18 protein-coding genes are annotated in these 21,986 nt (G+C 36.7%); 10 read left to right on the forward strand and 8 right to left on the reverse strand.

The window, feature by feature from the left end; translation table 11 throughout:
* Positions 1 to 82 precede the first annotated feature (82 nt).
* A complete protein-coding gene (locus L1I30_RS11205) occupies positions 83 to 907 on the forward strand; it encodes a UbiA prenyltransferase family protein (protein WP_236134386.1) in 825 nt (274 codons plus the stop codon).
* Here the strand turns inward: L1I30_RS11205 and L1I30_RS11210 are convergent.
* From L1I30_RS11210 to L1I30_RS11230, 5 genes are all read right to left on the reverse strand, one after another.
* Positions 890 to 1,156, reverse strand: a complete 267-nt coding sequence (locus L1I30_RS11210; protein ID WP_236134387.1) for a hypothetical protein — start codon at positions 1,154 to 1,156, stop codon at positions 890 to 892. The two genes, L1I30_RS11205 and L1I30_RS11210, sit on opposite strands and share 18 nt — an antisense overlap.
* A gap of 1 nt (position 1,157) precedes the next feature.
* A complete protein-coding gene (locus L1I30_RS11215; RefSeq protein ID WP_236134388.1) occupies positions 1,158 to 1,709 on the reverse strand; it encodes a sigma-70 family RNA polymerase sigma factor in 552 nt (183 codons plus the stop codon).
* A gap of 97 nt (positions 1,710 to 1,806) precedes the next feature.
* Positions 1,807 to 3,837: a M3 family metallopeptidase gene (locus L1I30_RS11220; protein WP_236134389.1), complete on the reverse strand. Its 2,031-nt coding sequence runs from the start codon at positions 3,835 to 3,837 to the stop codon at positions 1,807 to 1,809.
* 215 nt (positions 3,838 to 4,052) lie between these two features.
* Positions 4,053 to 4,538: a 5-(carboxyamino)imidazole ribonucleotide mutase gene (purE, locus tag L1I30_RS11225; RefSeq protein WP_236134390.1), complete on the reverse strand. Its 486-nt coding sequence runs from the start codon at positions 4,536 to 4,538 to the stop codon at positions 4,053 to 4,055.
* Between the two features lie 33 nt (positions 4,539 to 4,571).
* Positions 4,572 to 5,729, reverse strand: coding sequence for a 5-(carboxyamino)imidazole ribonucleotide synthase (locus tag L1I30_RS11230; protein ID WP_236134391.1), 1,158 nt, complete (start codon positions 5,727 to 5,729; stop codon positions 4,572 to 4,574).
* 133 nt (positions 5,730 to 5,862) lie between these two features.
* Here L1I30_RS11230 and L1I30_RS11235 point away from each other — a divergent pair, with 133 nt between their 5' ends.
* From L1I30_RS11235 to L1I30_RS11245, 3 genes are all read left to right on the forward strand, one after another.
* The gene (locus tag L1I30_RS11235; RefSeq protein WP_236134392.1) at positions 5,863 to 6,981 is read left to right on the forward strand and encodes an adenylate kinase; all 1,119 of its coding nucleotides are present in this window, start codon (positions 5,863 to 5,865) and stop codon (positions 6,979 to 6,981) included.
* A gap of 77 nt (positions 6,982 to 7,058) precedes the next feature.
* Positions 7,059 to 8,066: a GTPase ObgE gene (obgE, locus tag L1I30_RS11240; protein ID WP_236134393.1), complete on the forward strand. Its 1,008-nt coding sequence runs from the start codon at positions 7,059 to 7,061 to the stop codon at positions 8,064 to 8,066.
* Between the two features lie 73 nt (positions 8,067 to 8,139).
* Positions 8,140 to 8,664 (forward strand): DUF4136 domain-containing protein, encoded by a 525-nt coding sequence (locus L1I30_RS11245; RefSeq protein WP_236134394.1) that lies wholly within the window; start codon positions 8,140 to 8,142, stop codon positions 8,662 to 8,664.
* A gap of 102 nt (positions 8,665 to 8,766) precedes the next feature.
* On the opposite strand, the gene L1I30_RS11250 is transcribed toward L1I30_RS11245, so the two are convergent.
* From L1I30_RS11250 to L1I30_RS11260, 3 genes are read right to left on the reverse strand one after another with little or no spacing between them, the layout of a single operon-like run.
* The gene (locus L1I30_RS11250; RefSeq protein ID WP_236134395.1) at positions 8,767 to 10,386 is read right to left on the reverse strand and encodes an OmpA family protein; all 1,620 of its coding nucleotides are present in this window, start codon (positions 10,384 to 10,386) and stop codon (positions 8,767 to 8,769) included.
* Positions 10,387 to 10,399: 13 nt separating this feature from the next.
* Positions 10,400 to 11,338 (reverse strand): PorP/SprF family type IX secretion system membrane protein, encoded by a 939-nt coding sequence (locus L1I30_RS11255; RefSeq protein ID WP_236134396.1) that lies wholly within the window; start codon positions 11,336 to 11,338, stop codon positions 10,400 to 10,402.
* A 24-nt stretch (positions 11,339 to 11,362) separates the two neighbouring features.
* Positions 11,363 to 16,120 carry a T9SS type B sorting domain-containing protein gene (locus L1I30_RS11260; protein ID WP_236134397.1) on the reverse strand — a complete coding sequence of 1,586 codons (4,758 nt, stop codon included), beginning with the start codon at positions 16,118 to 16,120 and terminating at the stop codon, positions 11,363 to 11,365.
* Positions 16,121 to 16,322: 202 nt separating this feature from the next.
* Between L1I30_RS11260 and L1I30_RS11265 the strand changes: the two genes are divergently transcribed.
* The 6 genes from L1I30_RS11265 to L1I30_RS11290 all read left to right on the forward strand — a co-directional run bounded on the left by L1I30_RS11265 (position 16,323) and on the right by L1I30_RS11290 (position 21,983).
* Complete coding sequence (locus tag L1I30_RS11265) at positions 16,323 to 17,204, forward strand: tetratricopeptide repeat protein (RefSeq protein ID WP_236134398.1); 882 nt, start codon at positions 16,323 to 16,325, stop codon at positions 17,202 to 17,204.
* Between the two features lie 73 nt (positions 17,205 to 17,277).
* Positions 17,278 to 18,633 (forward strand): UDP-N-acetylmuramate--L-alanine ligase, encoded by a 1,356-nt coding sequence (locus L1I30_RS11270; RefSeq protein WP_236134399.1) that lies wholly within the window; start codon positions 17,278 to 17,280, stop codon positions 18,631 to 18,633.
* A 75-nt stretch (positions 18,634 to 18,708) separates the two neighbouring features.
* The gene (gene radC / locus L1I30_RS11275) at positions 18,709 to 19,407 is read left to right on the forward strand and encodes a RadC family protein (RefSeq protein ID WP_236134400.1); all 699 of its coding nucleotides are present in this window, start codon (positions 18,709 to 18,711) and stop codon (positions 19,405 to 19,407) included.
* A gap of 11 nt (positions 19,408 to 19,418) precedes the next feature.
* On the forward strand, positions 19,419 to 20,708 hold the full coding sequence (locus L1I30_RS11280) for a DUF7033 domain-containing protein (RefSeq protein WP_236134401.1): 1,290 nt from the start codon (positions 19,419 to 19,421) through the stop codon (positions 20,706 to 20,708).
* The gene (locus L1I30_RS11285) at positions 20,695 to 21,384 is read left to right on the forward strand and encodes a YjjG family noncanonical pyrimidine nucleotidase (RefSeq protein ID WP_236134402.1); all 690 of its coding nucleotides are present in this window, start codon (positions 20,695 to 20,697) and stop codon (positions 21,382 to 21,384) included. Before L1I30_RS11280 ends, L1I30_RS11285 begins: the two co-directional genes overlap by 14 nt.
* Positions 21,385 to 21,431: 47 nt before the next feature.
* Positions 21,432 to 21,983, forward strand: a complete 552-nt coding sequence (locus tag L1I30_RS11290; RefSeq protein WP_236134403.1) for a hypothetical protein — start codon at positions 21,432 to 21,434, stop codon at positions 21,981 to 21,983.
* Positions 21,984 to 21,986 lie beyond the last annotated feature (3 nt).

The raw sequence follows: 21,986 nt of genomic DNA on the forward strand, positions 1-21,986 counted from the left end.
AATTTTTACAATTTAAAGACTTAGGCATGTTAAGATTTTATAGGAAGTTGAGAGGATGTTTTGCTCACTATAATTCTATTTTATGCAAAGCTTAGCAAAGTGGTTCAATCTCTATATAAATAGCAGTGTTCATGTTGCTCTAGCTGTGGTTTCATTGGCTGTTATTAGCTTAAAAAGATTTGAACTGGCGATAGATTGGCATATCCTATTGTACATATTTTTGGCATCGATAACCGGGTATAATTTTGTGAAGTATGCCGGCATAGCCAAACTGCATCATGCTAGCCTGGCAAAGAACCTAAGAATTATTCAGGTGTTTTCTTTTTTGGCTTTTTTAGGCTTAATATTTTTTACCTTCCATCAACCTTATGCGGTTTTAACCGTTTCAGCATTGTTAGGTTTGTTTACTATGTTATATGCTTTACCTGTTTTCTCGGGAAACACCAATTTACGGGGTTTAACGGGGGTTAAAATATTTGTTATTGCTTTCGTATGGGCAGGAGCCACGGTGTTACTTCCTTTAGTGGCGTATATAGATCTATGGCAAAAGGATGTGCTTTTACTATTTGTACAAAATTTCTGCTTGATTTTTGCCATAACTCTACCCTTTGAGATTAGAGACTTGAGGTTTGATATGGCTCAATTAGGAACTATTCCTCAGCAATTTGGAGTGAAAGGAACTAGAATAATTGGGATAATAGTGATTGGAGGTTTTGTGTTGCTGGAATTTTTGAAGAATAATTCCGGCTTTCCTGAACTAATTAGCATCAATATTATGGCTGGATTGGTTATCCTGTTACTTAAATATGCCTCAATAACACAGTCGAAATATTATTCTTCTTTCTGGGTCGAGGCAATACCTATTTTTTATTTATTGCTATTGGTTATACTAACCTCTATCCTTTAAAGCGATTTCCTGTTTAATTTTTTCTTTCCAAGCCTGTTTCTCTTCTTCTGTACACGTTTTTAAATCGCAGTCTTTTATCAATTTAGTAAGTTTGGTATTCTTATTTGAATATTTTCTACAGGGTTTGCAAAGTGCCAAATGCACGAGCATTTTAACTTTCTCAGGAAGAGAAGCTTCGTTGTACTGTGCTTTATCACAGCAGTTTCCAGCCTTCGAGCAGTCAACAAATATAGATTTAAATTTACTCATATTAAAACCAGTTTTTTTCCAAACATTGCGCTAAAGTAGTTCGCGCTCTGTGAATTATAACCCAGAGATTAGACGGTGTGATATTAAACTCATTACAAATTGCCTCGGTATCAAAACCTTCAATGGTTTTCATTTTAAATATTTTAGCCTGTTTTTCAGGAAGGTTTTCCATACATCTAATAATGGCTAAGCCTAATTCTTCATTCTCCATAATGTCTTCCGCAGTCATGTCTAATCTGTCGGGGGCTTGCTCTTCCAGCCAGTCTCCTTCATTAGAATCATCAGAATATTTAATTCTAACCTCTGCTTGCCCTTTCTTAGAATTTATTCTTCTATAATGATCTATAATCTTTCTTTTAAGAATGGAGATAAGCCAGGTGCGTTCACTCGCCTCTCCTTTAAAATTCTTCATAGACTTAAGTCCGGCAAGAAAGGTTTCTGAGATAAGGTCATTCGCTATTTCCCTGTCATTAACTCTAACTATTGTATAGTTGAAGAGATAATCAGAGTATTTATCTACCCATTTGGTTGGGTCGATTTTATTTGTAGACATAAGCGTTTAGCATAAGATTCTCAAAAATAATAAAAAGAAAACTTGGAATGTGGATATAGCTTATAAGAAATTAGGTTGAACAGTACCTAGAAGGGACTTATTTTTTAATAAGTCCCGCTCTTTTTAATAATGCATCCGGCTGAGGTTCTTTTCCACGGAAAAGTTTGTATAAATCCATAGGGTGTTTGGTTCCTCCTTGAGAGAGCACGTGATCTTTGAATTTTTGCGCCACTTCCTTACTGAAAATCCCTTTTTCTTGAAAATATTCAAAAGCATCTGCATCCAGTACTTCCGCCCATTTATATGAATAGTAACCGGCAGAATATCCTCCCTGAAATATATGAGAGAAGGAGGTGCTCATGCAATTTTCCTGAACGTTCGGGTAAAGTTTTGTGGGCGCAAAGGCTTCATCTTCATGCGCTTTAACATCAGTAACAAATTGAGGGTTGATGGCGTGCCAGCTCATATCCAATTTTCCAAAGCTTATTTGTCTTAAAGTGGCCATCCCTTCATGAAAACTTGCAGCTTTCTTGATTTTATCAACGAGTTCCTGTGGGATAACTTCTCCGGTTTTGTAATGCTTGGCAAATAATTTAAGAGCCTCCGGTTCGTAACACCAATTTTCTAAAATCTGACTTGGAAGCTCTACAAAATCCCAGTAAACACTTGTGCCAGAAAGGCTGGGATATGTTGTATTTGCTAGCATTCCGTGCAAAGCATGTCCAAATTCATGGAATAATGTAGTAACTTCATTAAACGTTAGTAAAGAAGGGGAGGTTTTAGATGGCTTTGAAAAGTTGCATACTATGGAAATGTGCGGACGCTCATTCTTATTGTTGCTCACTTCTTGCGACTTGTAAACCGTCATCCATGCCCCGTCTCTTTTTCCTGCTCTGGGATGAAAATCGGCATAAAATAATGCCACTTCTTCTTCATCTTTGTTGGAAACGCGATAGGTTTTTACGTCAGGGTGATACTTATCTATATCAAAAACCTCGGTAAAATGAAGTTCATATAATTTATTTGCAACCGTAAACACACCATCTATGACCTTTTCTAATTGGAAGTATGGTTTTAATACTTCATCGTCAAGATCAAAAAGTTTCTGCTTTAATTTTTCCTGATAATAGGCTGCATCCCATTTTTCTAAATGATCTATGTGGTCGAGTTCCTTAGCGAAAGATTCTAATTCTTTAAATTCCTTTTGAGCTGCAGGTTTAGCTTTTTCTAGTAATTCCTCTAAAAATGTATCCACTTTTTCGGGGGTCTCAGCCATTCTTTCTTCTAAAACAAAGGCTGCATGGGAGTTAAAACCTAGCAGTTTTGCTCTTTTAAATCTAAGATTGGCGATTTCCAGAACATTCTTTTGATTATCAAGCTCATCATTATGGAAACCTTTAGCGCCAAATGCAAGAGCCATTTTCTTTCTTAATTCTCTATTTTGAGAATATTTCATAAAAGGGATGTAGCTTGGGTATTCGAGTGTAAATATCCATCCTTCTTTATTTTTTTGATTAGCTACCGCAGCTGCTTCTTCAATTAAGTGATCTGGTAGTCCGGCGAGGTCAGCTTCATTAGTTACCTGTAGCTCAAATCTATTTGTTTCGGCTAAAACATTTTCACCGAATTTTAGTGTGAGGGCCGATAATTTCTTGTCGATATCTCGTAACTCATTTTTTTTATCCTCAGGGAGGTTCGCTCCGTTTCTTGTAAAGGCTTTATACTTATTGTCTAAAAGCATTTCCTGTTCTGCGTTAAGGCCGAGTTTTTCCTTGTTGGTATAAACTTGTTTAACTTTAGTGAAAAGAGCTTTGTTGAGTATAACATCATTTTTGAACTCAGACAGTAATGGAGAAACTTCATGCGCAATTCGCTGAATTTCTTCGTTGGTTTCAGCAGAATTTAAATTGAAGAATATACTGGTAATTCTATCCAACTGTTTTCCTGAAAACTCGAGCGCTTCAATAGTGTTCTCAAAATTTGATTCTTCCTCCAGTTTTACTATGCTGTCAATTTCCTTATTTGCTAATTTGATACCTTCCAAAATGGCCGGCTTGAAATGCTCAGTTTTTATTTTCGAAAAAGGAGCAGTATCAAACTTATCTAAAAGTGGATTTATGTTGTTCATTATGATGAAAATTTAAATTGGGGATAATTTGTATGTTATTCGTCGGATTTTTTATTAATGTTAACGATTTATACAGATTATTTGTAGTATATTTCCGAAACATTAAAAGTCTTAGTAGTCTCTCAATAGTTTATAGTAATATATTTAGAATGGTTAATAAATGATATTATCAAGACGAGTTACTACTTTGCGAGCCACGTTATACGTGGCTTTTTTTATTTTTTTATTTCTTCTGCACCTGCGATAACTTTCTGTTTCAAGCCTTCTTTATATACCAATATCTTATCTAAGGTACAGGGATCTGTAGTTCCAATTATTTGTGCGGCTAAAATTCCGGCGTTTTTCGCTCCATTGAGGGCAACCGTTGCTACCGGTACCCCTCCCGGCATTTGTAAAATGGAAAGAATAGAATCCCATCCATCAATAGAATTGCTCGATTTTACAGGTACTCCAATCACGGGAAGTGGAGAAAGGGAAGCGATCATGCCCGGTAAATGGGCTGCTCCTCCGGCTCCTGCAATTATTACTTTAATCCCACGAGTATGAGCGTTTTTTCCATAATCAAATAATTTCTCGGGAGTTCGATGGGCAGATACAATATCTACTTCTACTTCAATATCAAATCCTTTTAATATATCAATTGCTTCCTGCATAACCGGCATATCGCTGGTGCTACCCATTATTACTGCTACTTTGCTCATTTTCTATTTTTTATAAATTCTATAGGCTTAAAGTTACTCACTTATTACCTGAATGGTGTTTTTTACTTCTTGTGCTATTTTCCTAGCTTCTGCTAAATCTTCATTCACAATGGTAACATGTCCCATTTTCCTGAAGGGACGAGTGATCTTCTTTCCGTAGATATGGGGAGTCACCCCTTTCATTTTCATGATTTTTTCAATGTTACTGTACTTAACAGGTCCGCTATGATTTTCTGCTCCTGAAAGATTTACCATGATCCCACCAACTTTACTCGAAGTATCACCTAAAGGAAGGTCTAGAATAGCTCTGAGGTGTTGTTCAAATTGATTGGTGTAACTTGCCTCAATACTGTAATGTCCACTGTTATGGGGTCTTGGTGCCACTTCATTCACTATAATTTCATCGTCCTTTGTTTGGAACATTTCCACTGCCAATAAGCCAACATGTTTGTATGCTTTGGAAACCTCTTCAGCTACTTTTCTTGCTTTATCAGCAACAGTACTTTCTATACGAGCTGGGCAAACCACATATTCCACTTGGTTTGCAGTAGGGTGAAATTCCATTTCTACTACAGGATAAGTTGCTACTTCTCCAGATGGATTTCTAGCAACAATCACTGCAAGTTCATTTTTAAAGGGCACCAATTCTTCAGCAATACATTCTCCTTCAAGAATTTCGTTAATATCGGCCTTAGTTTTAAGCACCATAACTCCTCTTCCGTCATATCCGCCCGTAGCACTTTTCCAGACGGTGGGTAAATTCACTTCTCCGGAATTAACAGCATTCATGAATTCAGTTTTAGAGGCAAAACTTTTAAAGGGAGCTGTGGGTATATTTTGATCTGTATAGAATTGCTTTTGAATGGCCTTATTATGTATTTTATCTAAGGTTTTAGAAGAGGGGAAAACTTTAATGCCTTCGCTTTCCAATTGCTTTAAAGCTGAAATATTTACTGCTTCAATTTCAAAAGTAAGTACATCTACCTTTCTCCCAAACTCAAGCACAGTCTGGTAATCCATAAGATCACCGGTCTGGAAATAGTTTGCTGCTATTTTACAGGGAGCTTCTTCACTTGGGTCTATTACATAGGTTTGTACATCATATTTTCGTGTTTCGTAAAGAAGCATTTTCCCCAGCTGTCCGCCGCCAAGAATGCCTAATTTAAAATCTGAAGAAAAATAGTTAACCATAGCTTTTTAGAAGTTTACACAAAAATAATTTTTTAAGATGGATTGAGAGAGGGAATCTATAAGAAATGCATTAATTTAATGGGAGTGGGAATAGTTTAGAATCCGTATCTTTGCTCCTTAAAATTTTATTGCATTGATCCAGTTACACGATTTAAAATTCGAGCCCTTTATATCGGAAGATAGAATTACCAAAGCCATAGTTGAAATCTCGGAACGTCTAAACCGAGATTATAAAGATAAAACTCCGGTATTTCTTGGAGTATTAAATGGTGCTTTTATGGTTGCTTCTGAAATTATAAAGCGATTTAAAGGAGACTGTGAAGTGGTTTTTGCAAAACTCGATTCTTATGAAGGAACTGTAAGTACGGGTGAAGTAAAAACGTTGCTGGGCCTAAATATGCCTTTAGAAGGGAGACATGTTATTGTGGTAGAAGATATTGTAGATACCGGAAATACATTATGTGCCCTCGATGAGATCTTAAAAAATAAATTAGTTGCAGATTATAAAGTTGTCACTTTATTTTTTAAACCTGAAGCATACCTTCAAAAATATCCTTTAGAGTATGTAGGTATGGAAATTCCTAACGATTTTATAGTAGGATATGGTTTAGATTATAATGGCCTAGGTAGAAATCTTTCTCAAATATATAAACTTAAAAAAGAGAACATGACGAATTTAGTATTGTTTGGCCCTCCCGGAGCAGGAAAAGGAACTCAGGCAAGCTTTTTAAAAGATAAATATGAACTTGTCCATATTTCAACTGGAGATGTTTTTAGATATAATATTAAAAATGAAACGGAATTAGGTCTACACGCTAAATCTTTCATAGATAAAGGTCAGTTAGTGCCCGATGATGTTACTATTAGCATGCTTAGTGCTGAGGTAGATAAGAACCCGGGTGTTAAAGGTTTTATTTTTGATGGTTTTCCACGTACTGCTGCACAAGCTGAAGCTTTAGCGAAGTTATTGGAAGAGAAGAACACTGAAGTTTCTGCCATGATTGCTTTAGAAGTTGATGATGAGGTGTTGGTTCAAAGGTTACTGGAACGTGGGAAAACTTCGGGTAGGAAGGATGATGCCGATGAAGCTATTATTCGAAATAGAATAAGAGTATATTACGAAGAAACTGCTATTTTAAAACAATATTATCTTAAAGAAGATAAGTATTTTGGTGTGAATGGAGTTGGTTCGATCTCTGAGATTACCCAAAGAATAAGCAAAGTGATCGATTCTATTCAAGCAAAAGCATAGTTTTTAAGAATTTGGTATAAGAGTTAAACTATCATCCGGTAGTTTGTAAGTTGGCGTATAGAAATAAATAAAATATTATGACTGAAGGGAATTTTGTGGATTATGTAAAGATTCATGTAACCTCCGGAAAAGGAGGACAGGGGTCTGCGCATTTGCGACGTGAAAAATATATAGCCAAAGGTGGTCCCGATGGAGGAGATGGTGGTCGTGGAGGACACGTGATCTTGAAGGGGAATAAGAATTTGTGGACGTTGTTCCATTTAAAGTTTAAGCGTCATATTCGGGCAGAACATGGTGAGCATGGGTCTAAGCAACGAAGCACAGGAGCCGATGGTGGCGATCAATACATTGAAGTGCCACTGGGAACAGCTGTGCGTGATACAGAAACTCAAAAGATCCTATTTGAAGTTACCGAAGACGGAGAGGAAATTATAGTTGCTGAGGGTGGAAAAGGTGGTCAGGGAAACTGGCACTTTAAATCATCCACCAATCAAACTCCCAGATATGCACAGCCGGGTATAGACGGGCAGGAAGTAGATATAACTCTCGAGCTAAAAATTTTGGCAGATGTTGGTTTAGTAGGGTTTCCTAATGCCGGTAAATCTACACTATTATCGGTTATTACTGCTGCAAAACCTAAAATTGCCGATTACGAATTTACTACTCTAAAGCCTAACTTAGGAATTGTAGAATATCGTGAATTTAAAACCTTTGTGGTTGCAGATATTCCGGGAATAATTGAAGGTGCTGCAGAAGGTAAGGGAATAGGTCACCGTTTTCTTAGACATATTGAGCGTAATTCTACTTTATTGTTTTTAATTCCTGCCGATGCGCCCGATATTGTAAAGCAATATGAGATTCTATTAGATGAATTGCGACGTTATAATCCTGAGATGCTGGATAAGGACAGATTGGTTGCAATTTCTAAAAGCGATATGCTGGATGCCGAATTGAAAGCCGAAATGAAAGCAATTTTAGATAAGAATTTGGAAGCTCCTTATTTGTTTATCTCTTCAGTAGCACAACAGGGATTAATGGAACTTAAAGATAAGCTCTGGGAAATGCTCAATAAGCCAGAAAAATAAAATACGGGTTAATTATTGTTAATCTGAATATGCATGGGATGACTTTTTCTTAACTTTAAGAAAAAGTCATCCCATGAAATTTTTAAGAACAGGCCTTTTATTGTTGCTAATAGCTTCCTGCAATGCTCCAAAAGCGACATATGATTATGATCAGAATTATAATTTTACTGAGCTTACGACTTATCAATTCTATCCTGACCTGATCACTAGGCTAAGTCAGTTAGATGAACAGCGCTTGCTTCGAATTCTGGAATCGGAGTTGAATTTAAAAGGTTTTCATTCAGCACAAAATCCTAATGTCTACGTTAATTTTTATGCAGAAGAATATGAAACAGCAAGCCGTAATAACCTGGGGATAGGTGTAGGCGGTGGTGGAGGAAATGTTGGGGTAGGAGTGTCTGGCGGAATCCCCATCGGTGGACCTGAAACTTATCTTAGAATCACTTTTGACTTTATAGATGCAAGTAATGATTCCTTGGTGTGGCAAGCAATTGTAGATAGCCAATTCAATAAAAATGCTTCTCCCAGAGAAAGAGAACTTCAATTAAAATCCATTGTTCAGAAGGCCTTAAAAGGCTATCCTCCTAAGAATGATTGATCAGTAAGACAAAGGTAGCTCACTAGTTATTGATTAATGAAAAAAGTAAATGAAAAAAGCCCCGAAATTTCGGGGCTTTTTTGGATTGGTTAGTTAGCAATCTTAGTTCATTATTGTGAACTCACTACGTCTGTTCTTAGCATATTGTGCGTTAGTACATCCAGTAGGTTTTGTACAATCATTTAATGGCATAGACTCTCCGTAACCTTTAGAGGTTAAACGTTCTTTTTCAATTCCATGAGATATTAAATATTCCATAGTTGAAGCAGCACGTCTTTCTGAAAGTTCCATGTTGTATTTATCACTTCCTCTTGCATCAGCATGAGAACCTACTTCTATTTCTAGTGTTGGGTATTTTTTCATGATAGCCACTACTTTGTCTAGAGTAACTTCTGATTCAGCTTTAATGGTAGCTTTATCAAAGTCGAAATAGATATTTCCAACATCTTTAAGTTGTTGTCTACCTGTTTCAGTATTGGTTTCTCTTTCGTCGATCTCAACAACCGGAGGAGTGTAGTCTTCTCTTGAGAAACTGTAAAGGTTGTCTGTTCCTCTTCTGTTAGAAGCTATCCATCCACTGCTTTCGCCTTCTTTAATTACGAATGCGAAATCATCTCTTGAGCTGTTAACAGACGATCCAAGGTTCTTCACTTCAGAGAAATCTCCTTCAGACTTGTACACATCCAGGTTTCCAAATCCTTGGTGACCGTCAGATGAAAAGTATAAAACATTCTCTTCGCTGATAAAAGGGAATTGATCTCTTTTAGCAGTGTTAACACCAGCTCCTAGATTTTGTGGAGTTCCGTATGTACCATCTTCATTAACATCTACAACGTAGATATCAAAAGATCCGGTAGTTCCAGGCATGTCGCTAGAGAAGTATAATTTCTTACCATCGGCACTCAAGCTTGGGTGCTCCGTAGAATAATCTTCACTTGTAAAAGGTAAGGCTTCAATATTAGACCATTTACCATCCACTTTTTCAGCACGGTATATTCTAATGTTTGCTACTCTTACACCTTCTTCATTTTTAACCCTTTTCTCATTAGTTCTATCAAAGAACATTGTCATTCCATCCTTGCTGAATGTAGCTGAACTCTCGTGAGAATCGGTGTTGATATCTCCAGGAAAAAGAACGATAGCACTAAGTTTTCCTTCATCATCAACATCGGCAGTATAAAGATCTAATGTTGGTTTTTTGTCCCATGGATAAATAGGTCTTTCTTGGTTTCTTGTTGAAGCGAAAACAACTTGATCTCCATAATAAGCAATTCCAAAATCTGCAGATGCAGCATTGTTCATTACCTGATTAGTAGTATAAACATGAGATATTGTGGTGTCGATATCTTTTCTGAATTCTTCAAAATTGAAATCTTTACCATAATATTCAGTGAAGTAAGTGTCAGCTTCTTTGTATTTGTTCACTCCCATTAAAGCGTGTGCAAATCTGAATTTATATTCTGCATCCACTTCGGCAGCGTGTCTCAGGAAAAGTGTTTTATACACTTCTGCAGCATTCTCCATTTGATTGGTGTAGAAGTAAGAATCTCCTAAGTTTTGAAGAACTTCCTGGTCTTTATCATTTACTCTCTCGTAAGCATCAGCAGCATCGATAAATGCTCTTTGAGCAAAGAATCGATCGCCTTTTTTTATCTCAGCAGTTTGTGCAACTGCTGAGAAACTTAAAAGAATGATTAAAATTGAACTATATAGTTTTTTCATGTGTCGTAGGTTTTTAGAAGAATCTAGGTGATTTGTCATATCCTTTAGATAATCCGAATAAGTCTAGATTATATAATAATAAGAATTCGTGGGTTCCGTCGTTGTAATTTCCGAGATTAGAAGTAGTACGATCGTAAGCGTATCCAATTCTTAATTGTGGAGTAATTGCAAAGTTGATTAAACCTGTAATAGACTCATCAAAACGGTATCCAATTCCAGCTTCCAATCTGTCAAACATCAAAACGTTTGCAGTAATATCTACAGATAATGGAGCTCCTTCAACACCTCTCGCCATAAAAGCTGGCTTAAGTTTGAAATCTTCGTTCAAATCAAAGACATATCCACCTGTTAAAAAGTAGTGAATGTTCTCTTCACCCAACCTTTTAAGGCCTTGTTCATTCTCAAGGTGTTTAGCAGTAAATAAGTTAGGGGCAGATGCTCCTAAATAGTATTTATCACCAAACCAGAATGCTCCAACTCCAAATACTGGAAATACTTCATTCATGTCTTGAAAAGCAGGATCGTTCAATTGATTCAGAGTAAGACCTGATACATTAGCGTCGAAAGTGGTAATACCTCCTTTTACACCTAATGAAAGTTTACTGCTTTCGTTTAGAGGAAGAACATATGCGAAATCTGCAGTGATGTTATTCTCTTTTACCCAATCTCCAATTTCATCGTGAACTATAGAGAGTCCTAATTCGACTCTTTCACTTACAGGAGTGTGAGCGAAGAAACTGGCGGTGCTTGGAGCACCGTCAATTCCTACCCATTGAGATCTATATATACCGCCTAGGTTTAGCATTCCCGGATCATCGGTAGCGTAACCTGGGTTAATAACACTCATATTGTACATGTACTGAGTGAATAGCGGATCTTGTTGAGACATACCCTTAAATGAGATAAGGATAATACCTGTAAAGATTAAATAATTGATTATAGTGTTTTTCATTTCTTTCTAGTGTTTATCCTTTAGTTATCTACTTAAGTATAATTTTCCTTGTACCGGTTCGGTTTGTCCGTCGTTGTATTTCAGGATATAGAAGTAAACTCCTACAGGAAGTACTTTGTCTCCCAAAGTTCCATTTTGATTAGAAATACCATCCCAGTCTGGTGTACCCGCATTTCCTTTGAATACCATTTTACCCCATCTGTTATATACTTCAAATGTGAAGTTTGGATAGTCATCTCGTATTGCTGGAATTACAAATTCATCATTGATTTCATCGCCGTTCGGAGAGAAACCTTCTGGAATTCCACAGAATGCTACTGATACAGTAACTGGTAGCCTCTCAGTGCTTTCACATCCTACTGTACTATCAGTTGAAGAAGCATAATATGTTACTCCGTTTTGAAGGGAGATATTAGTTCCTAAAGCAGTTCCTCCTGATGATGCAGCATAAATTTGAATAGCATCTCCGTTAAGATTAGTAATTAAATCCTGAACCGTTGGGTTATCGCCTCTACAGAACTCATCACCTTCAAAAGATAAGGTTGGAGCAACTGAATCATTGATAGTAACAGTAATTACTGTTGCTGAAGATCCACACGTGTTTCCTGAGGTAGAAACAGCATAATACATTTGCCCGTTAATTAAAGCATCTGTGGCATTTGCAACCGTTGATAAATCTTCGTTAGTATAGAAAACAATGTTATCTCCACTAGCTACCAAATCAGCAACAGTAGGAGTGTTTCCGAAACAGAAGGATTGGTTTGCATCAGCAACCGGTGCTTCAGGCTTGTCTGTAACTGTGATCGTGATATTAGCTGAAGCAGAACCTTCAACACACGGTAGATCTTCTCCTACAGTATAAGTGAATTCAAATACTCCACTACCTGCAACCGTTGGGTTAAACGTAGGTCCATTAGAGTATCCAGTAAAGCTTCCTCCAGGAGTTACATCCTCAGCTAAAAGATCGGCTAAGTTAATCTCAGCATCAGAAGTACAATAACTAACTGAGAAGTTTTCTCCTGCATTAGCATCAACGTTCTGGAGAATGTTGATAGTAATTTGTGTAGAATCGTCAGGGCAAGAATTAGCGCTTAACACGTTGTAAGTGTATACTCGTGCTTGATCTACCGCTGGATTGAATATAGTTCCATTTGCTAATGCAGGAGTAAAGAAACCTCCGGCATCAGCTGCACCTAGTAAAGACTCGTTGATTAAAGGAACAACATCAAACGGCTCGTCATCTGCACAAACGTTGATAATCGTAGTAGCACCTGCGTTCGCCGATTCATCTATTGTAACCACAACACGGCCTCTAGTTGGACAGGTTGCGTCGCTATTTCCTGCGTAATAGTCTTCATCATTTACTAAAATAGTTGTTGCAGCCAACGGTGTAGTGGCATCGGCAGTTGCATACCAAGTTGCACCAGTCGGTAACAAATCGGATACTCTTGGACGTCTAGGATTGTTTCCATTGATATCCGAAATACTCTCACAAAATTCTTGAGTTGTGTCGTCTACCACTGGGCAAACTGGATCATTTACAATTGTTACAGTCACCGTTGAAGTGCTAGTACAGCCCCCTTGGCTAATAGTGTAGGTGTAAATTCCAGCGTCATCTGTTGCAGGGTTAAAGCTGCCGTCTGTGTTTCCTGGAGACCATGTTCCTCCCGTTGTAGGAGTTCCATTTAATTCAGAAAATAAATTAAAAGGAGCGTCTGATCTTGAAACTGTTACAGATCCATTTTGTCCTGCATTAGGAGATGGTGTAATGCTTAATTGTAGCTCTGCTGAGTCAGTACAATTTCCATTACTCACAGTGTAAGTAGTACTGTAAGTACCTAATGGGTTGTTTTGAAATTGAACTAATAGAACCTCTAGAGAAGGACTGAATGTACCATTTGTATCAACTCCTTCTGGTAAAAGATCCATAAATTGACTAGGATTGGCAATAATTCCCGGAATAGCTGCAGAACAGATATTTAAATTAGTATCGGGTCCTGCATTAGGGGATTCTTGAATAGTAACTGTTATAAAAGCTTCGTCATTCGGACAAGAAGTTGTACTACCTGTAATATATCTGAACCTGTACTGACCTGGAGCATAATCTTCAGGGTTAAAGATCTGAGTTCCTGTTGATAAAGCAGGAGAGAATACTCCGTCTCTATCTGCTGCACCTAGTATTGATGGATTCAATCTGTCAACTAGATTAAAAGCTTCACCGTTCTCACAAGCAGTCGTAAAAGTTGTAGCTCCAGAGTTAGGAGTATCTGAAATTGTAACTGTTACTGCTGTTCTATCTGGACAGGTAGAACTTGAGTTTCCAGCATAATAAATATCACCATCCTGTAAAGGAGTATTCGGATCAACTGGTGTTGTGCTAGTAGCATCTATATACCAAGTAGCTCCTGAAGGAGATAGATTTTCTACTCTAGGAAGGTTAAAGTTATTTCCTGTTCCAATTGATTCGCAGAATTCCTGTGAAGTTTCTAATACTATAGGGCATTCTTGCTCATCTAATATGGTTACAAAAACAGAAGCCGATGATGAACAATTGGCGTTACTTACTGTGTATACATATTCTCCTCCTGATTGAGTTGAAGGATCAAAAGAACCATTAGCATTTCCTGGAGCAAAAGTACCTCCAGCCGTAGGTGTTCCTTCTAAATAGTCAAATAAATTAACTGGTGCATCCGTAATGTTTAATGTTACACTACCGTCCTCTCCTGCATTAGGAGCCTCTTGAACTGTCACGGTTATGAATGCTGAGTCATTAGGGCAAGAAGTTGTGCTTCCAGTAACGTAACTAAATCTATATTCACCAGGAGCATAATCTGCAGGGTTGAAGATTTGAGTTCCTGTTGATAAAGCCGGAGAAAACACTCCGTCTCTATCTGCTGCGCCTAGTATTGATGGATTCAATCTGTCAACCAAATTAAAAGCTCCATCGTTCTCACAAGCAGTCGTAAAAGTTGTAGCTCCAGAGTTAGGAGCATCTGAAATTGTAACTGTTACCGCTGTTCTATCTGGACAGGTAGAACTTGAGTTTCCAGCATAATAAATATCACCATCCTGTAAAGGAGTATTCGGATCAACTGGTGTTGTGCTAGTAGCATCTATATACCAAGTAGCTCCTGAAGGAGATAGATTTTCTACTCTAGGAAGGTTAAAGTTATTTCCTGTTCCAATTGATTCGCAGAATTCCTGTGAAGTTTCTAATACTATAGGGCATTCTTGCTCATCTAATATGGTTACAAAAACAGAAGCCGATGATGAACAATTGGCGTTACTTACTGTGTATACATATTCTCCTCCTGATTGAGTTGAAGGATCAAAAGAACCATTAGCATTTCCTGGAGCAAAAGTACCTCCAGCCGTAGGTGTTCCTTCTAAATAGTCAAATAAATTAACTGGTGCATCCGTAATGTTTAATGTTACACTACCGTCCTCTCCTGCATTAGGAGCCTCTTGAACTGTCACGGTTATGAATGCTGAGTCATTAGGGCAAGAAGTTGTGCTTCCAGTAACGTAACTAAATCTATATTCACCAGGAGCATAATCTGCAGGGTTGAAGATTTGAGTTCCTGTTGATAAAGCTGGAGAAAATATACCATCACTATCGGCTGGTCCTAAAATAGAAGGCTCTAATCTATCTGCTAAATTAAAAGCTTCATCATTCTCACAGGTAGTTGTAAAAGTTGTGCTTCCAGAATTAGGTGCATCTGAAATTGTTACTGTTATTCTGTTTTGAGCACATGTATTATCATCTCTCAAAAAGTAATCTTCGCCATCAACTAATAATGTCGATGGGTCAAGCGGAGTGGTTGAATCTTCTTCATCGTAGAAAATTCCACCTTCTGGAGCTAAATCAGCTACACTAGGTCTTCTAAAGTTGTTTCCTTCACCAATAGATTCACAGAATTCTTGTGAGCTTTCAGTAGGAGTTGTAGGATTCAAGCTAACAGTTACCGCAAATCTTGCAGTACTCTCACATGGAGGTAATGTACTATTAGTCCTGTTTACTATCTGGCTAGCAAAATAGGTTTCTCCATCTATTAAAGGGGTGGAGCCGTTTAAAGCAGGGTATGAATCAGAAGTGCTATACCATCTATTTATTCCGGTAGCTTCTAAATCTGATACTGTGGCGCCATCACAAAACGTTTGAGCAGCATCTCCTGTTGGAGCTGTAGCTAAAATTGGATCATAACGAATTGCAATTCTGCTACTTGGGCATCCTGTAGAAGGGTTTATTTGTCCTGCAAAGTAACTGGTGCCTTCAACAAGTGGCGTTAGTGGAAATAGAGGTGAATTACCAAATTCTTCATCAAATATTTGCACCTCAGCACCAACAACAGTGCTGTTAATGTTGTCAATCAAATCTTGAACAATACTTACATCGGTTGTACTATATTCACAAGGTTCGTAGAAGTTACCAAATTGTGATACCGGTGCTCCTATATCATCGACAGTAACATTTACTAAAGTTCTACTAGTACATGTTCCGTCAGAATTTCCAGCGTAGTAGTTACCAGTTCTTAGAAGCTCAGTGTTTGGAATTGCATTAGCAGAAGTTTCAGTTCTATACCAGGCAACTTCACCACTAGTAGTAGTGGCTCCTGTCTCAGCAGTTAAATCTTGAACAGTTTGCAGATAACAAAAATCATCTGGTGTTGGATCTGTCAAAGAAGGGCAGTTTTGCCCATATGAGGGCAAGGTTCCAATTAATAAAATAAAGGTAAAAAGGAGCATAGCTATCCCCTTCTTTCCTAAAGTAAAATTTTGCATAGGCTAGGTGTTAAATTTAACATTGTATATTTATTGAGAAAACGCCATTATAGGCCACGCAAATATTGCAATAATTTTCAACATTTCCGCTGTATTTAGGCAATTTTTTAACGATTAGAGTGTTGAGAGTTAATGTTGTGTTAACAAAATTGATTATATCAATTTTAGTTCACTACTTATAATTTAAAGTAATACATAAAGCATGAGACATTATAGATGTGCCATATTTTTTTTATTTGTAAATTTTTGTTACTCACAAGTACAAGTCGTTGATATTCAAAAGAATTTGGATGAGGGTAATTATAATAAAGCGCAACTTTTACTTGAGCAAAAATTAACTAATTCGCCGGAGAATGAATTTGTAATTAGTGCCTTGGGTGATTTATATAGTTATAAAAAAGATTGGAATCAAGCAATAAGGCAATATGAAGTGCTGGTTAGAATCAATCCCGGAAAGGCCGATTATAATTTTAAATTAGGTGGAGCCCTTGGAATGAAGGCGTTATCAGTCTCCAAGTTTCAGGCGCTTGCATATATTTCTGACATCAAAAAATATCTGGAAAGAGCTGCAGAGATAAATCCGACTCATATTGAATCTAGAAGAGCTTTAGTAGAACTTTATATGCAGTTACCTGGGTTTATTGGAGGGAGTGAGGAAAAGGCTCAGAAATATAGATCAGAATTATTTAAATTAAATAAGGTTGATGGCTATTTATCTGAGGCTTTTATGTTTAAGGAGACAAACAAAGTCCAGAAAGCATTGGTTGCATATCGCATGGCCATGAAAATTCATTCAGTCCAAACCATAAAAGAGAAAAGAAATTCCCTGAATTATGAATTAGGTAAAATCTCTGCTGAGTTTAATTTAGAACCGGCTTACGGACTCAGGTTGTTGAACTCTTATATTGATAACTATAATTATAAAGATATTTATTCGTTGGAATGGGCTTACTATAGAAAAGCGCAGATAGAGGTAATATTACAGAATAAAAATGCCGCCAGAACATCTATAGAAAAAGCTCTAACGCTTAAGCATGACTTCAAGGAAGCTAAAGAGGAAAAACAAAGAATTCTTCGTTTATAATTAGTCCCGGTTTGTAGTGGTTTCCTACTAAAATCTACCCATTAATATTATATTTGCCTTAAAAAGTATTTCTATGAATCTTCATTTTATTGCCATCGGTGGAAGTGCTATGCACAATTTAGCTTTGGCGCTACGTCATAAAGGATATCAGATTTCCGGAAGCGATGATGCGATTTTTGAACCATCAAAATCTAGATTGGCAAAACACGATTTACTTCCTGATAAATTTGGTTGGTTTCCTGAAAAGATAACCTCTAATTTGGATGCAGTTATATTGGGAATGCATGCTAAATCGGATAATCCGGAATTAATTAAAGCTCAGGAACTGGGTATTAAAATATATTCTTATCCGGAGTTTTTATTTGAGCAATCAAAAAATAAAACCAGAGTAGTTATTGGAGGTTCTCATGGGAAAACCACAATAACATCCATTATTCTTCATGTTTTGCATTATCATGACAAAGAGATAGATTACATGGTGGGCGCACAGTTGGAGGGTTTTAATACCATGGTTCATTTAACTGAAGAGAATGATTTCATTCTTTTAGAAGGAGACGAATACCTTTCATCTCCAATAGATAGACGTCCAAAATTTCACCTTTACAAGCCTAATATTGCCTTGCTGAGTGGGATTGCGTGGGATCATATTAATGTTTTTCCTACTTATGAGAATTATGTAGAACAATTCGAAATCTTTGTAGATTCCATAGTAAGTGGTGGTATACTGGTTTATAATGAAGAAGATGAGGAATTAGTTAAAATTGCCGAAAACACTACCAATCAAATTAGAAAGCACCCTTATAAAACTCCTTCTTACCGAGTGGAAAATGGAAAGACTATCCTGGATACTCCTGAGGGTGACATGCCTATTGAGTTATTTGGTGCGCATAATTTGAATAATCTTTCCGGTGCTAAATGGATTTGTCAGCACATGGGCATAGATGAAGATGACTTTTATGAGGCTGTAGCCACTTTTAAAGGAGCTTCAAAAAGATTAGAGAGAATTGTTGAAACCCCTGATACATTGGTTTTTAAAGATTTTGCTCATAGTCCTTCTAAGGTTAATGCAACTACAAAAGCTGTAAAAGAGCAATTTCCTGATAAAATAACTGTTGCTTGTTTAGAATTGCATACCTATAGCAGTCTTTCTCCTGAATTTCTAACACAATATAAGTCCAGTTTAGATGCTGCTGATCAAGCTGTAGTTTTTTATTCTCCCGAAGCACTTAAAATGAAAAAGCTGGAGCCTATCTCCAAACAACAAATTTCCGAAGCCTTTGATAGAAAGGGATTAACCGTGTATACCGATCCTGCAGAATTCAAAGAGTTTTTAAAGAGCTTAAACTATTCTAATAAAGCTGTATTGTTAATGAGTAGCGGTAGTTACGGCGGTTTGGATTTTGAAGAAATAAAGCAATGGGTTTCCTGAGAAAATTTTTGAGGCCCCTTCAAAATAATCGATGAAATATCCTGGTCGTTTTTTATATTTATAAAAAGCTAAACTATGGGTGAAGAACATGTTTCCTTAACAATTAAAAATTGGGCCCTTGAGGACCGACCTAGGGAGAAACTTTTAGAGAAAGGGCGCATGGCTTTAACCGATGCCGAATTAATAGCTATATTAATAGGTTCTGGTAATACTAAGGAGAGCGCAGTCGAACTTAGCAAGCGCATACTTACAAGTACGCAAAACAATTTAAACTCCTTAGGCAAACTTAGCGTTTCTCAATTAACCTCCTTTAAAGGAATTGGTGAGGCAAAAGCGATTACTATAATTGCTGCTATGGAACTTGGTAGAAGGAGACGTAGGGAGGAAGCACTAGAGTTAGTAAAAATAACTTCCAGTAATACCGTTTTTGAATTGTTGCAGCCTACCATTGGTGAATTATTGCATGAAGAATTTTGGATATTGTATCTTAATAATTCCAATAAGATAATTGAGCAATTCCAAATTAGCAAGGGAGGTATTACTGGAACATTGGTGGATGTTAGAATTACCTTGCGCAAGGCTTTAGAATTGGGTGCTACGGCTTTAATTTTAGCTCATAATCACCCTTCCGGGAATTTGAACCCGAGTGAGGCCGATAAACAACTTACTCAAAAATTGAAGATCGCTGCTGAAAGTTTAGACATTAAAATTCTGGATCATCTTATTGTTACTGAAAAGTCCTATTTTAGCTTTGCCGACGAAGGATTGCTGTAATTAAAACTAAAATGCTTTTAATATATACTCAAAAAATTACTCCCAGAATAATCTATATTTTTAAGCACATTTGTACACATACACTTGGATTAGAAATTAGATTTACTACCAAAATTGAGGAGTTTATAGCTCATCAGGGAATGAAATTCTCTTATGGAAAAAAACGACTGGGAAATGAACTCTTTATTCAAAATGTTGAAGTTTTATTAGAACAGGGCTTGAGTGATGTAGAGGTAAAAGTGCAGCCCTGGGAAGAAACTAAATGCTTCTTTGCTGTTTCCGAAAATAGTGATCTCCCATTCGATGTATTTGCGGCTTCTTTCTATTTACTCTCCAGGTATGAAGAATATTTACCTCATGTAAAAGATGCTTTTGGGAGGTTTCCAGCCGGGGAAAGCCTTGCTTTTCAAGAAGACTTTTTAACCTCTCCGGTAGTTGATATTTGGGCCTATAAATTCAAGCAGCTTTTAATATATAAATTTACCGATATAGAATTTACTCCAAGGGAATTTCAAAAAATATCTGTTATATCGGTGAGTCAGGTTTTTAGCTTCAAGAACAAAGGGATGTTAAGGTCGGTTGCAGGATTGTTTATAGATCTGTTTCATTTAAGAATTTCTAGAGTTACAGATAGAATCAAAGTCTTGCTTAGGCTTAAAAAAGATCCCTATAATATTTTTGATGATCTAATTCTCTTTATAAAAAAGTATAAGGCGAATATGGTGTTCATGTTCCAGTTAAGCGATTTTAATATCTACGATAGAAACATTAATCATAACCGACTTAATTATCGTTCTATCATAAAGTATGTGGCCGATTATTCAAAAGTTGGATTGCGTCTCGGTTTTTTTGCTGTAAAGGAGATGGAAGCTCTAAAAATAGAGAAGAAACGTTTTGAAAGTATCATTCATGGTCCGCTTCAAAGTGTTATAAACAGTAAATACAATCTTATGCTGCCAGAACATTATAGCTATCTTAATGAACTGGAAATTCCCAATGATTATTCTATGGGGTATCCAGAGCATATTGGATTTAGAGCTGGGACAGGGACCTCTTACTTTTTCTATGATATCAATATGGAGATTACTACTCCTTTAACAATACACCCTTACGTGTTCAATTCGCAAGTTTGCCATGCCACAGCTTATCAGACTGTAAAAACAGAGATCACAACGGTTCTAAGCCAACTTAAATCTATAGATGGCACTTTTAGAGGAATCTTCCGCAACAGGGATTTTTCTGAATATGAAGATAGAGATTTTTACTATGCGTTATTAAATCAGATTCATGAAGTTCAATAATATTCAACATATCTATTTTGATCTGGATCACACTTTATGGGATTTTGATAAAAATTCAGCCCTTACTTTCCAGTCTATTTTTAGATCAGAGAATCTAGAGATTGGTTTGGAGGAATTTTTAAAGGTATATGTGCCTATAAACAGTAAGTATTGGGAATTGTATAGAAATGATCAAATTTCAAAAGAATCATTAAGAACAGGTAGATTGGTAGATAGTTTTTCTAGTCGCAAAGTAGAAGTACCTCAACCTGTTATAGAGAACTTATCTAATAAGTACATTCAATTTTTACCAGGTTTTAATCACTTGTTGGAGGGAACAATTGAGCTTTTAGATTATTTGCAGCCAAAATATAAGCTTCATATTATTACCAATGGGTTTGAAGAGGTGCAGCAAACAAAACTTCAAAATTGTAATATTGCCTCATACTTTACAACTATAACCACTTCGGAAGAAACAGGAGTGAAAAAACCGCACCTTAGGATATTTGAGCATGCCTTACAAAAGAGTAATGCGCTTCCTCATAATAGCTTGATGATTGGCGACAATTATGAGGCCGATATATTAGGAGCTAAAAGTTATGGTATGCATGCTGTTTATTTCGATTATTACGCTAAAAATGATGCTTTTGAAATACATCAGGTTCAAAAGTTAAAAGACTTAGAGAAATATTTATAGCAATAAAGAATCCCTATCTTCGTTGTGGTAGTTCAAATGATTTCTAAATGTTTTCTACAAAAAAATCATTGCGGCTGGTCTTTTTGCTCTTATTGCTAATGGGAGTAACCTCCTGTGTAAAAGACGTGGATTTAAGTAAGGCCGAAGAGATTTCTCTTCAGCCTGATATGCAAGTAGATCTGCTGATATTTGAGGTTACAGAGCAAGACTTTATCGATTTTGGAACCAATCAAGCGCGGACTGTTATTAGGGATACCGTAAGGCTGGAATTTCTTGATGATGATTATATACAAAACGATCTTGAGGAAGTTGAACTTAGCTTCAAATACATCAACTCATTTCCTCAACAATTTAAAAGCAGCATTTCTTTTTTGTCGGAAAGTGATAGAAAGCAGTATCAAGTCGATTTTGATGTAGATCCTGGAAATAAAAATAACCCTGTACCCACCGAATGGATTGAGTATATAGATAACTCCAATATTGGAGCTATAAAGAGATCTATAAAAATGGTAGTGGAGCTAGAAGTTCTACCCAACGCACAAGAATTTAGCGGAACGTTAAATTTTCAATCTAAGGGGCTTTTCTCTTTTCAATTTTAGAAT

The sequence above is a fragment of the Gillisia lutea genome, from assembly GCF_021568705.1.
GTDB lineage: Bacteria > Bacteroidota > Bacteroidia > Flavobacteriales > Flavobacteriaceae > Gillisia > Gillisia lutea.